We start from the raw sequence: 13192 nt of genomic DNA on the forward strand, positions 1-13192 counted from the left end.
GTGATTGCGCGGGTGCGCTGGCGCCAAGATTCGTGTAAGTCATTGAATCCGCGTGGATTCGCCAATGCAGGCCGAGTGTTTCCCGGTCGCAGGGGCGCTAGTCTAATCGAATCGCGGCGGCGTCTATTGCTGCGCTGCGGCATTCGCGCATTCAGGAAGTTGGCGTCCTCCGGCGTGCCCAAACCCCGGCGGGGTGGCCCAGGGGCGGCACGCTACAATCACGCCAAACCCCTTTGCCCGCACGGATCGAGCGTCATGAGTACTCCTGCCAGCCAGCTTTCCCAGCCCGCCACCGCCACCAATTCGGCCACCGCCCGCACGCCGTTGCGTTTCGTCACCGCCGCCAGCCTGTTTGACGGCCACGACGCGGCGATCAACATCATGCGCCGGCTGATCCAGTCGCTGGGCGCGGAGGTCATCCACCTGGGCCACAACCGCTCGGTGGAGGACGTGGTGCGCGCGGCGCTGCAGGAGGATGCCGACGCCATCGCGCTGTCGTCCTACCAGGGCGGCCACGTGGAGTACCTCAAGTACATGGTCGACATGCTCAAGGAGCGTGGCGCGGCGCACATCAAGGTCTTTGCCGGCGGCGGCGGCACCATCACGCCAGAGGAGATCCGCGAGCTGGAAGCCTACGGCGTGGAGCGCATCTACCACCCCAACGACGGCATGAAGATGGGCCTGGTGGAGATGATCGAGGACGTGGTGAAGCGTGCCGAGGACGCCCGCGTGGGCGCCGACGCGCCCGAATCCGCGCCGTCGATCACCGACGAGATCGCCATCGGCAAGATGCTGACCGCAATCGAGGAAGACCAGTTCGACGAGCACGCGCTGGAGTCGCTGCGCAAGCAGTGGCAGCTGGCCGGCAGCCGCACGCCGGTCATCGGCATCACCGGCACCGGCGGGGCGGGCAAGTCCTCGGTCACCGATGAATTGCTGAACCGCTTCCTGTCCCACTTCCCGGAGATGCGCCTGGCGGTGATCTCGGTCGACCCGACCCGCCGCCGCACCGGTGGCGCGCTGCTAGGCGACCGAATCCGCATGAACTCGCTGCGCTCCAAACGCGTGTACATGCGCTCGATGGCGACCCGCCGCCAGCACGCCGCGACCAACCTCGTGCTCAAGGACAGCATCGGCTTCCTGAAGGGGCTGGGCTACGACCTGGTGATCGTGGAGACCGCCGGCATTGGCCAGAGCGATTCGGAGATCGTCGACCTGGTCGACTTCCCGATGTACGTCATGACCAGCGATTTCGGTGCACCCAGCCAGCTGGAGAAGATCGACATGCTCGACTTCGCCGAACTCGTCGTGCTGAACAAGTACGACAAGCGTGGCGCCGAGGACGCGCTGCGCGACATCCGCAAGCAGTGGAAGCGCAACCGCGTCGCGTTCCAGACCAAGGACGAGGACGTGCCGGTCTACCCGACCATCGCCAGCCAGTTCAATGATCCGGGCATCAGCTGGATGTTCGCCAACCTGTGCCGGCTGATGCGCGAGCACGTGCTGGAGAAGGGTGGGGCGGAGGCCAGTCATGAGGTCGCGCCCGCCCACTGCGACTTCAAGCCCGACATCGACACCAGCCTGAAGGAGCCACGCGCCACGGTGTTGATCCCGGGCCCGCGCGTGCGCTACCTGGCCGAGATCGCCGAGCAGGGCCGCAGCATCAACCGCCAGATCGAGACCCAGGCCGAGATCGCCGACCGCGCGCAGGCCATGTGGCTCGCGCTGAAGGAGCTCGGCGATGACGCCCTGCCCGAGGCGCTGGACCTGTACGGCTCCGCGGCGATCGCGCCCGGTGGCAGCCAGGCCGGGCAGGGCAGCGTCGAAGTCGCCAGCCCGTCGCCCGCCGTGCCCGTGCCGCCGGAAAACGAAGTCCCGGCCGTAGCCGACGACGCGCATGCCCCCGACCGCACCCTGCTGACCCTGCGCCAGCGCTACAACGACGCGATCCAGTCGCTGACCGCCGACGCGGTCAAGCTGCTGCGCCAGTGGCCGGAGCGGCTGAAGTCGATCACCGACGAGATCACCGAATACGAAGTGCGCGGCAAGAAGATCCGGGTCGAGAACTACCGCGAGTCGCTCAGCCACCAGCTGGTGCCGAAGATCGCGGCGCCGACCTACAAATCGTGGGGCGAGCTGCTGACCTTCCTGCAGAAGGAGAACCTGCCCGGCCATTACCCCTACACCGGCGGCGTGTACCCGTACCGCCGCACCGGCGAGGACCCGATCCGCATGTTCGCCGGCGAGGGCACGCCGGAGCGCACCAACCGGCGCTTCCATTACCTGTCCGTCGGCCAGCCCGCCGCCCGCCTGTCCACCGCGTTCGACTCGGTCACCCTGTACGGCGAGGACCCGGCGCCACGCCCGGACATCTTCGGCAAGATTGGCAACTCCGGCGTCAACATCGCCTCGCTGGATGACATGAAGAAGCTGTACTCCGGCTTCGACCTGTGCGCGCCGACCACCAGCGTGTCGATGACCATCAACGGCCCCGCGCCGATGATCCTTGCGATGTTCATGAATTGCGCCATCGACCAGCAGGTGGAGAAGTACCTGCGCGAGGACGACGCCCGCTGGGCGGAGGCCAGCGCGAAGATCGACGCGATGTTCAAGGACGCCCCGCGCCCGCAGTACAGCGGCGAGCTGCCCGAGAGCAACGATGGCCTCGGCCTGGGCCTGCTGGGCGTCAGCGGCGACCAGGTGGTGGACGCGGCGACCTACCAGCGCATCAAGGAGTACACCCTCAAGACCGTGCGCGGCACCGTGCAGGCCGACATCCTCAAGGAGGACCAGGCCCAGAACACCTGCATCTTCAGCACCGAGTTCGCGCTGCGGATGATGGGCGACATCCAGCAGTACTTTGTCGACCACGGCGTGCGCAATTTCTACTCGGTCTCGATCAGCGGTTATCACATCGCCGAGGCCGGGGCGAACCCGATCAGCCAGCTCGCCTTCACCCTGAGCAACGGTTTCACCATCGTCGAGTACTACCTGGCGCGCGGCATGGACATCGACGACTTCGCGCCCAACCTGTCGTTCTTCTTCAGCAACGGCATGGACCCGGAGTACACCGTTATCGGCCGCGTTGCCCGCCGCATCTGGGCGCGTGCCATGCGCGAGCGCTACGGTGCGTCCAGCCGCAGCCAGATGATGAAGTACCACATCCAGACCAGCGGCCGGTCCCTGCACGCGCAGGAGATCCAGTTCAACGACATCCGCACCACGCTGCAGGCCATGTACGCCCTGTTCGACAACTGCAACAGCCTGCACACCAACGCCTACGACGAAGCCATTACCACCCCAACCGAGGAAAGCGTGCGCCGCGCGGTCGCGATCCAAATGATCATCAACAAGGAGCTGGGGATCAATTTCAACGAGAACCCCTGGCAGGGCAGCTTTGCCGTGGACTACCTCACCGACATGGTCGAGGAAGCCGTCTACAAGGAGTTCGAGGCGATCAGCGAGCGCGGCGGCGTGCTCGGCGCGATGGACACCATGTACCAGCGCGGCAAGATCCAGGAAGAGTCGATGTATTACGAGCGCAAGAAACACGACGGCAGCCTGCCGCTGGTCGGCGTCAACACCTTCCTGCCCAAGGAGCACGCCGGCGAAGTCACCACCGAGATCGAGCTGATCCGCTCAACCCCGGAAGAGAAGGGCCAGCAGATCGAGAACGTCCGCAACTGGCAGCAAAACCGCAACCAGCTGGCGCCGCGCGGCGAAACATCGCACGGTCACGAAGTGGGGACCGACGGCGCTGGGGAAGAAGCGCACGACGGACACGGACTGGGGTACCTGCAGAAGACCGCGCGCGAGCGGAAGAATGTGTTTGAGGCGCTGATTGAAGCGGTGAAGACGCACTCGCTCGGGCAGATCTCGCACGCGTTGTATGACGTGGGTGGGGAATATCGAAGGAATATGTGACTCGCTATTCTGGATACCATTCTTAGGGGCGGGTGAAAGCTCTCGGTGCGGGGACTGGCCGGCCATATTTGCGTCGCACAAACCATCTTCTGGATGGTTTCTCCAAAACGTGGTTCGAACTATTTGGAGCTCATTCGACAATAAGACGGGACGAGACTTCTCTGGTTCCATTCTAGGCTATATCTACGCTGTGCCTGCTGAATATGACTTGGCTTTTACGGAAATAAATGATTTGGAGGCGACATGAAAGGGAAGGTAAAAATTATTTCTGTATTTAACAATAAGGGAGGAGTCGGTAAGACGACGTTAACTTACCACCTGGCGCATGCTCTTGCGGAGGCGGGTAATAAGGTCCTACTGCTTGATGCGGATCCACAATGCAATCTGACAATCTACTCGGTTGATGTAGAAAAAATACATGCTATTTGGGAGGAGGAAGACGAGTGCGTCACTATGGGGCTGGAAGATTACGGAAGGAAGCGCGGGCGAGTGTGCGTAGACGGATTGCAGTCCTCGGTCAGGTCCCTTCACTTTCTCCTCCAACCAACTATCGATGGTGTTAGTGAGCATGAAAAACTATCACCGCCGCATAAAATAAGCCCAAATCTACACATAATTCCGGGCCGACTTTCCTTGCATGAATTTGAAGAAAAAGTTTCGTCACGCTGGAGCGATGCATATCGTGGCGACTCACTTGCAATACGCACTGTTACACGGATAAGGAAAATTTCTGAGGAGTATTCAAAGAAGTATAAATACGATTACGTTATCGTGGATACTTCGCCTAGTCTCGGTGTACTGAATAAGGTCATAATCTCTACTGTAGATGGCTTTTTTGTGCCGGCCGCACCGGATATGTTTTCGCTCTATGGCATAAGAAATATCGGGGCAAGCTTAAAAAAATGGCATGAAGAGTTTGATATAATATATAAACTAATTTCATCCGAAAAAAGAAAGCTTTTCCCTGAGCATTTCGTTCAATTTCTCGGCTATACGATATACAACGCGAAAAAGTTCACAAAAACTGACTCAAAATGGAATTTGGCTCAGGCTCACCTAAAGTACGCGCTGCAGATTCCTGTAATCATTCAGAGCGAAATAAGTGAGAGCGTACGTAGAAGCGTTCCTGACAACCTATTGGCCGAGCCTATTGGTGGCGAGTCGGTGATGCATAGTCACAACACATTCCCGGCTATCGCGCAACACTACAGAGTTCCTATTTGGAACATACCAACCATTAAGAAGTTAGATCCAGAGCATAGGAATACAGTGAATGGTCAGAAAAAGGACATACTCGCGACTCGTGAGAGCTATAGTATTTTTGCCCAATCACTGATCCAGCGAATTGATCTTTTGGAGAGTTGACATGGCTTTGACGACATGGGATGTCGAGAGTTTAGTCGCTCTCTATGGGCAGAAGAAAAGGCTCTTCGAGCTATTTCTTGGTAGTGTAGAGTCCGAGTTCTCGTCCGATGTGGCTCTTAATACTGGAGTGCCAACGATAGTCCATTCGTTGAAGAAGAGATTGAAGGATGAGGCGAATCTTCGGAAGAAGATTGAGAGGAAGATCGATGGTGGCCGGCTTGTGAATAACGATAACCTCTTCTCCGAAATAACTGACCTTGCAGGACTTAGAGTGCTGCACCTTTATCAAGATCAGTTTGAAAAAATACATGAATTCATTAAGCGGAAAGTTAGGAGAAGAGTTTGGAAGCTTGTTGAGAAGCCCGTGGCCTACACCTGGGATCCCGAGTCGAAGGATTACTTCAAAAGGTTTAGTATCCGCACAGAGCTTAAGTCTTCCTACTACACGAGTGTTCATTATCTGCTATCGCCCGCGAACGATGAGGAAACGGATATTGTGTGTGAAGTTCAGGTTAGAACGCTTTTCGAAGAGGCTTGGGGTGAAATTGATCACTCAATTAACTATCCTGTGAAGACCACGAACTTTGCCAGCTTAGAGCAGTTGCGAGTCCTCTCTAAGCTTGTTTCTACTGGGTCGCGCCTTGCGGACTCAATTTTCAAGGTGCATGAGCGCGGTCAGGAATAATGGTTACGGTTTGGTGACCGAGTTGCAGAGTGAAGGGCTACGAATGCTTAGTATCCTCTGGTTTACGGGTTGGGAGAGGTTGATGGGAACTAAGCTGCCACGACATTCCTGCGAAGATGACAGTTGCGTAACAGCAAGTCCAGTGAAGAATGTTTTAAGCAACTTTTTTTTGTTTGGGCATTTAGTCCGTTTTATCCCTGTTCAAACTCATCCCAATGTGCTTCGAGCGCTCTGCGCGAAGGTCTGATCGCCGAAGACTCAGTGAGGAGCTTTTTCCCTTCGAGTTTTTGATAGCTCGGCTCGTAAAGAAGGCGCGCAGATAGTTTTACCAGAAGCGACTCGGGATGAACGCTAAACATGAATCGATCAAATAGGTTGTGGAGATCTGCTCGCAGGAGCAAGCCGTTCTGCAGGTGATTTGACCGTTCGCCTCGGTAGGCGCTTATATGAGCAGCCTCGAGGGCCTCTACAACACTAGATCCTGTTATGCAGCATTGTGGGCCGTAAGCGCGGATCAGTGCCTCACGAAACGCAGGTTGGTGAGGACGGTGATATGTGGTCCTTAGATCGCGCTCACGATGGTCATCGCTCGGCGGATAGAAACTATCGACATCGGTCACAGCGCTCGAGCCACTCTCAGGCACATCTATCGGCGGCGTTCCGTCGGAGTGCCGTTTCCACGCGTAGCCATAGGCTGCTAACCGGCGTTCGGCAATGTCTAGAAGATCGTCATCGAAAAACGCACGCCAGGATGTTTCAACGATGATTGCTTCGCAGGTCAGGTCAATTCGGTTGAACAGAGCAAGCTTGTCGAACCCTTCTGAAGGTGAACCACTTGCGACGATATCTTTGACAGTCTGGAAAGGGCCTTTCGACTTGATCATCCCTATGAAGCGATTCGGGTGATAGTCGAATTTCTTCGCCTGATCTACTGCTTCTAGAAGTACGCTTTCAAATTTGAGCTGCTGTTGGCTGTCCAAAATATGCCCTCGAGATAGGACGCTGAATTGTAGCAAGTGTAGTGACCCAGTGATTTCCTGCTCAGGTGTAACCTTTTCAAGAAGACACAAATGAGCGCAGTAATGGAAGACAAGATCAAGCGTTGGACGGCCCGGTGGAAGTCGGCGCTGGTACTGGAGATCATCTAGGGCAAAGTCACGGTGTCGGAGGCGAGCCGGCAATTCCACCTCATGCCGTCGGAGATCGAGAGCTGGTTCGATGAGGGCCTGCGCGGGATGGAGAACGCGCTGCGGGCCAAGCCCGAGGACGTGCGCGAGCAGTACGAGCGCCAGCTCAGGGACCTGCAGAAAGCCTATGGCGAGGCGATGCTGGAGTTGCGCGCCCGAAAATAATTCCAGTCCCTGGTGGGCAAGGACGAGACCTGATGGTCGTGATCCAGCAGGGACTGCGGGAGGACGGTGTCGAGGTGTCTATGGTGAAGCTGTGCCGCTGGTTCGGCTTGGCGCGGCGCACGGTGCACTATCGGCCGACGAAGGCGCTCCCTGCGGTCAGACTACGTGGAACGGCTGGTTGCCACTCGACTGGGACTGACTCTTGAAGCCAACTCCGAACCGGGGTTCGATGCACCTTGTCCTGACCGAAAGAGGTACCAGATCAAGGGTCGTCGGCTTACTATCGACAAGGGTCCGGTTCAGTTCGGTGTAATTCGGAACCTTGACGCTGTGCAGTTCGACTTCTTGGTTGCAGTTGTCATGAACGCCGACTGGAGCGTCAGGTACGCGGCGAAGATCCCTCACGGTGCCCTAGGGTTGCTGGCCCAGTTTCGTAGTCACGTAAACGGTCACATATTTCGGATGACACCCAAGACGCTGCAGATAAAGGGCGTGGAAGATCTTTCAGGCATCCTGATTTAGCTCGGCAGGAACGGGGTCCGGTTGACCGATGAGATGACGGGACCACGTTCACTAAGCGGAGTCCTATGTAAATGACGACTGCGCTAGTACAGGAGGAGTGAGGATCCATGAGTCAGACTGGAGACGCATCGAGTCGTATCTATTTGATCGGGCCGGACGGTCGGCAGGCAATCGAGCTTGCCTCTTCCAGGTACGAGTGTGAGGCGGACTTTCAGGAGTTACTCGCGATGCATCCGGCTTTGATCGACGGTCGACAAGTCAACCCTGAGAATCCGCGGCGCTGGTTGCTGGTGGCCAAGGAGGCGAGTGTCCCGGATGCCGAGGCTAGCCGGTGGTCGTTGGATCACCTCTTCGTTGATCAGGATGCTGTCGTCACTTTGGTGGAGGTGAAACGCAAGTCAGACACCCGACTCCGACGTGAGGTGGTCGGTCAGATGCTGGATTACGCAGCCAATGGCTCATTGCGCTGGACCGCGGGATTTCTGCAAGAGGCATTTGTGGCAACCTGCGAAAAAGCGGGTTCTGATCCGGCACGGTCACTCGAAGAATTCCTGGAGGAGGATGGTCGTGCTGACTCCTTTTGGCAGAGCGCGGAGTCGAACCTGCGGGCTGGACGTATGCGCCTGCTTTTCGTGGCCGACGAGATCCCCGCAGAGTTGTTGCGAATAGTTGAGTTCCTGAATGAGCGCATGGCACCAACCGAGGTGCTCGCGCTCGAGTTGCGCTACTTCACGGGCGGTGGCTACAGCACCCATGTCCCAAGGATCTTGGGACGTACGCTCGCCGCAGTCGCCCAGAAGGAAGGTTCCGCACGATCGAATGCACGTCGTGCCTGGGATCGGGAAAGCTTTCTACGTGACTTGGAAGAGCGGACAGATTGGGAAGTGGCCCGAGCGATCGCCGCCTTCCTGTCTGAGTGTGAAAGACATTTCGACATTACGTGGGGGACTGGTGCTCAGACAGGGTCTTTCACACCGCGCCGTCCGATGATATCTGCACGTGGTCCCATCTCTGTCTACTCAGACGGACGGCTGGATATAAAGTCGTCTTGGTTGAATGATAGTCCCGCCGCAATCGAATGGAGAGAACGGATCAAGCCGGGGTTGGAGTCGCTGAACTGGCGGCAAGCTATCAACAGCGAGAAAGAAGTTACGCTCACGGTTCCCGCTGCAGAGTGGATCCCGAAGGCGACGGAGCTTCTGGCGGCGATCGTCGATTGAAGGCAATCTGTCCAGGTTGCGTAGGGCTTCCGCGCCGGACTTCACCTGCCGTTCAAGCGGTTCATTTCAGTCCAGCGATAGAGGAAACCGTTGCGCCAGTGCTGTGGCGATGAGTTGGCGTGTGGTGGCGTCCAGGCGAGGCAGGTCTACGGCCATGAAATTGGCACCGTCACCCATTGGGCTGAAAACTTTCACTGGCGCGGATCGCCACACGTCGTCGTGACTGGTGACAAACCACCCAGGCAGGGCGACGGCGGGCGTCACCGTTACCTCCCTGCCAAGCGCTTCGCGAAGGTAACGCTGAAGCCACTTTGCTTGCTGTTGCGCCTGACCTAGCGGTTTGCTTGTAGAGAAATCCGGAAATTGGAGCGATTCGCCGTCATAGTGAACCTGGTGGTCCGTACGCTCGGACGCCGGATTGCTCGGCTTGCGGAACGACTTGGTCTCTACCGCGTAGATCCCGCGTGGCGCAATGACCACGTGATCGATGTTGAAGTTCTCAGCGGGAAGATCGTGCATGACAATGCACCCCCTCCCGGTTAGTCGGTTGAGTTGCATGCCGTTCTGCAAGAAGGCCGTCGCGAGCCCGGTCACGCTTATGTAGGTGCTTGGCGTACCCCCACAGTCCGTAGGCGAACATTCCCGCGGCAGCGATCGTATACATCCATTCCAGGAATCCCCACCGCAAGGTGTGCCATTGGATATGGCTGCCCGACCAGCCCATGAACATGAGTGGCAGCGCCATGTAGGTGATCATGATCGAGGTGATCATCTCTGTTTCATGAGCGGATATGCGATCAACCAGTTGCTGTCCCGGAACGTGGCCGATCTGTCGTGCGGCCAGCGGGGATCTTCGCTCCCGCCGCTTTTTGAGCACGCGATAGCCAATTGCGAGGCTTAAGCCGAGGAAGGCCGACAAAAAGAATGGGACGTACCCGAGGAATTTCGACCATGCCACTAGTTAGTTCTCCTGAAACACGCGGGGAGGGAGTCGGCCATTAGACGTCCTACGCCACCGCTGCGGCAAATCGCGCGTGCAGGTCGCCAGGTAGCGGGTGTGAGAGTCGCCACGTGATGGCCATTGGCCTTTCGCCCTCATGCGAGACGTAGGTGGCCGGACCAATCAGCCAGAACGCGCGGTCGTCCGTGGTGAGGCGAGCAAACTGAAGCACTGTGCTTCCCATCGCTCCGTGACGTTGGTAGCGCTGACCGGTATCACTTTCGGGGTGGGTACCGGACTGACTTTCCCAATGAATCAGATCAGGGCTGATCGCGTAATCCCGATATCTGGTGGTAGGTGAGAAGTGACCGTTCGTCTTGTCGAGAGTGAACGCGAGCAAGTCCACCTTCGCCTCTGGCAATGCGCGCACACCTTCGCGCCACACCGGCACCTTCAGCGTCACGCCATCACCGAACGCAGCGAGGATCTCTCGCCGGGTATAACGCGCATGGACGAGCAATGGGCTAGCGGGATGGCTTTCAAGCATGGCTTGCACGTGGTCAATGCGCTGCGAGATGACCTCCATCAACTGATCGAGTTCGGCGAGCACTTGGGGGTGTTCCCAGATCAACGATGCTGCGCCGATCAGCGTTTCATCGACTTCAACAGGCGCCGTCTCGGTGAGCACCGTTGCCAACATGTGAAACAGTCGACGGGTATATAGGTCCATCTCGTCTAGCGCCGGCGGGTCAGCTGCTTGGGCCCAACCGCTGTAGTGCGCGATGCGTACCTGGTCGTCGAGATGGAGCAGCCGCCCTAACGCTCGCCGCAGCACTCGCTCGTGCGGCCCTTCTGGCAACGTCGGCAATCCGCCCGCCTCTAGCAAGTCCGACCAGCAATGAGAGTCGGAATAGACCTCCTCCAGCTCAAGCCCTGACTCCTCCAGGAAGCGTTGGAGCGTGAGGTCCGAGGTATTCTCTGCCACGCGTGTCAGCTCGCGCGCCTTGGCGGGCCATGTTGACGGTAGGCTCTGCCGAATGTTCTCCAACACGGCGTCTTTGGCCACCGCATCGAGTTGCATGTGACACCCGCTGGGAAGAAACGGGAAGCCACTCGCGACCTGCTTCTCGAGTTGTTTGCGAGTGCCGCCGAGCAAAGCGCCCAACCGCCGGTGAAACTTGAACTCCTTGCGATGCCGGCCAACGAAGTCGAGGACAGTGCACACCGATTTGCCCGTGGTCCGGCGCAGTCCACGGCCAAGCTGCTGCAGAAATACGGTCGGGCTGTCGGTCGGCCTTAAAAGCAAAAGTGTGTCGACCGACGGAACATCAACTCCCTCGTTGAAAAGATCGACGGAAAATACGATACGCAGCACACCCGCGGCGAGCGATTGTAGCGCGCTTCGGCGTTGCTCTTCAGGTGTGTCTGCCCACACTGCGACGGCCGCGACCCCGGCAGTATTGAACTGCTCGGCCATAAATTGCGCATGCGCGACGGAAACGCAAAAACCGAGAGCGCGCATCGAATCGGGGTTGGGCGCGGTCTTTATCGTGTTGGCGATGATCAACCGGGCGAGCACGTGATCGCCTGTAACCAAGTTGCTTAGCTCTCGGGGGTCGTAGCCACGACCGCGTCGCCAGCTCACGCCTCGGTAGTCAAGGCCGTCGCTGATCCCGTAGTAGGCGAAGGGGCATAGTCGGTGTTGGTCGATGGCATCCCACAATCGCAGTTCGGCGGCGATTCGGTCGTCGAACCAATGCAGGATCGGCTCCTCATCGCCGCGTTCTGGCGTCGCGGTGAGACCCAATAGCTCGATAGGACAGAGATGATCGAGGAGGGCCGTGTACGTGGGCGCCGCGGCATGATGGAATTCGTCGATGATCACCACGTCGAAGTGATCGGGCTGGATATTGCTGAGCCCAACGGCGCTAAGACTTTGCACCGAGGCGAACACGTGCTCGAAGTGGGTCGGACGGTTGCCTCCTACCCACAGCTCGCCGAACGCCGCATCTCTCAGCGCGTGGCGAAAGGTCGCCAGACTCTGCTCGAGGATTTCCCTGCGATGGGCAATGAAAAGCAGGCGTGCTCGCGGTAACCGATCCTTTAGCCGCTTGTAGTCGAGCGCGGCCATGACGGTCTTGCCGGTTCCAGTGGCTGAGACCAATAGATTGCGATGGCGGCCTTGCAGCCGAGCCAGCTCAATTTGCTCAAGCAGTCGAGACTGGAAGGGCTCCGGGCGTATCTCCACCGGGCTGAGGTAGATGCGCGGGCCGCTCGTGGCTGCCTGTGTCAACTCTCGATACTCGTCCTCATCGAACGGTCGGAAGTCTTCATTATTCCAATAGCTCTCGAATACGGCCGAGAATTTGTCGATCACGTCCGGATTGCGAGCACCTGACACGCGAACGTTCCACTCCAGCCCCGTGATCTGTGCCGAAAAGGTCAAGTTGGAGGATCCGATATAAGCCGTCGAGTAGCCCGAAGCGCGGTGGAATAGCCACGCCTTGGCATGCAGCCGAGTGCTGGTCGTGTCATACGAAACGCGGATGTCTGCGCCAAGGTCACGCAGTGCTTGCAGAGCGCTCAGCTCAGTCGAGTTGGTGTAGGTCGTGGTCAGAAGTCGCAAAGGCCGAGTGGCGTCCTTGTGTCGTCGTAGCAGCTCAAGCAGCGGCTGGATGCCTGATCGCCGTACGAAAGCCATCAGGATGTCAATGCGGTCAGCTGACGGGATCTCGGATTGAAGCTGGAATCCGATTCGCGGCTCGCCGGGTGCGTTCGTCAGGAGTGTGGTGTCCAGCAGCGGGGTGGCCGGCAGTGGCAAGGGCTCCGGTGTCCCATCGAGGCGTAGCGCGGCAATCGCCTGCAGCATGTCGCCTGCGGGGGAGGGCGCATCAGTCATGTCTGCACCCTTGCCGACATTGTTGAGCAGACCGACGATTTGCCGAGCCAGTTCCAGGCCGACCTCAGTGCGCTGTTTACCGGTCAGCCCCGCGACCACGCGTCGTACGAGCGTTCCTAGATGAAGTGCAATGCGGTCGGCCGCCTCTTCGTCGTGCAGCTGCGCCCGTACGGCCTGATGCTTCGCGTCAAGCGCTTCAAGCTGCGCTTCCAATGCGTTGGTAACGAGTCGCTCGTAGAGACCGCGCTGGAGTTTTGTCATTGCGCCAGGCTAGCACCGGCGGAG

At 58.4% G+C, this 13192-nt stretch carries 8 protein-coding genes and 1 pseudogene; 5 read left to right on the forward strand and 4 right to left on the reverse strand.

Annotated elements, in window-relative coordinates:
• Positions 1-255: 255 nt before the first annotated feature.
• The 3 genes from INQ40_RS05560 (at position 256) to INQ40_RS05570 (ending at position 5974) form a co-directional block, all read left to right on the forward strand.
• Complete coding sequence (locus INQ40_RS05560) at positions 256-3924, forward strand: methylmalonyl-CoA mutase family protein (RefSeq protein WP_194342168.1); 3669 nt, start codon at positions 256-258, stop codon at positions 3922-3924.
• Positions 3925-4167: 243 nt separating this feature from the next.
• The gene (locus tag INQ40_RS05565; RefSeq protein WP_194342169.1) at positions 4168-5289 is read left to right on the forward strand and encodes a ParA family protein; all 1122 of its coding nucleotides are present in this window, start codon (positions 4168-4170) and stop codon (positions 5287-5289) included.
• A 1-nt stretch (position 5290) separates the two neighbouring features.
• Complete coding sequence (locus tag INQ40_RS05570; RefSeq protein WP_194342170.1) at positions 5291-5974, forward strand: RelA/SpoT domain-containing protein; 684 nt, start codon at positions 5291-5293, stop codon at positions 5972-5974.
• Positions 5975-6165: 191 nt separating this feature from the next.
• Here INQ40_RS05570 and INQ40_RS05575 read toward each other — a convergent pair whose 3' ends face one another.
• The gene (locus INQ40_RS05575; protein WP_194342171.1) at positions 6166-6954 is read right to left on the reverse strand and encodes an HNH endonuclease signature motif containing protein; all 789 of its coding nucleotides are present in this window, start codon (positions 6952-6954) and stop codon (positions 6166-6168) included.
• A 90-nt stretch (positions 6955-7044) separates the two neighbouring features.
• On the opposite strand from INQ40_RS05575, the pseudogene INQ40_RS13175 reads away from it, so the two are divergent.
• Positions 7045-7326: pseudogene (locus INQ40_RS13175) on the forward strand (DUF1153 domain-containing protein).
• A gap of 629 nt (positions 7327-7955) precedes the next feature.
• Complete coding sequence (locus INQ40_RS05585; protein ID WP_194342172.1) at positions 7956-9068, forward strand: hypothetical protein; 1113 nt, start codon at positions 7956-7958, stop codon at positions 9066-9068.
• 66 nt (positions 9069-9134) lie between these two features.
• Here the strand turns inward: INQ40_RS05585 and INQ40_RS05590 are convergent, their stop codons facing one another.
• From INQ40_RS05590 to INQ40_RS05600, 3 genes are read right to left on the reverse strand one after another with little or no spacing between them, the layout of a single operon-like run.
• Positions 9135-9587: a nuclease-related domain-containing protein gene (locus INQ40_RS05590; RefSeq protein WP_194342173.1), complete on the reverse strand. Its 453-nt coding sequence runs from the start codon at positions 9585-9587 to the stop codon at positions 9135-9137.
• Entirely contained in the window at positions 9568-10026 is a 459-nt protein-coding gene (locus INQ40_RS05595) for a hypothetical protein (protein ID WP_194342174.1), read from the reverse strand. Before INQ40_RS05595 ends, INQ40_RS05590 begins: the two co-directional genes overlap by 20 nt.
• 49 nt (positions 10027-10075) lie before the next feature.
• Positions 10076-13168, reverse strand: coding sequence for a DUF3427 domain-containing protein (locus tag INQ40_RS05600; protein ID WP_194342175.1), 3093 nt, complete (start codon positions 13166-13168; stop codon positions 10076-10078).
• Positions 13169-13192: the final 24 nt, after the last annotated feature.

Origin of the sequence: Lysobacter sp. H21R4 (genome assembly GCF_015277535.1) — a bacterium.
In the GTDB taxonomy this organism is placed as follows: Bacteria; Pseudomonadota; Gammaproteobacteria; order Xanthomonadales; family Xanthomonadaceae; genus Novilysobacter; species Novilysobacter ciconiae.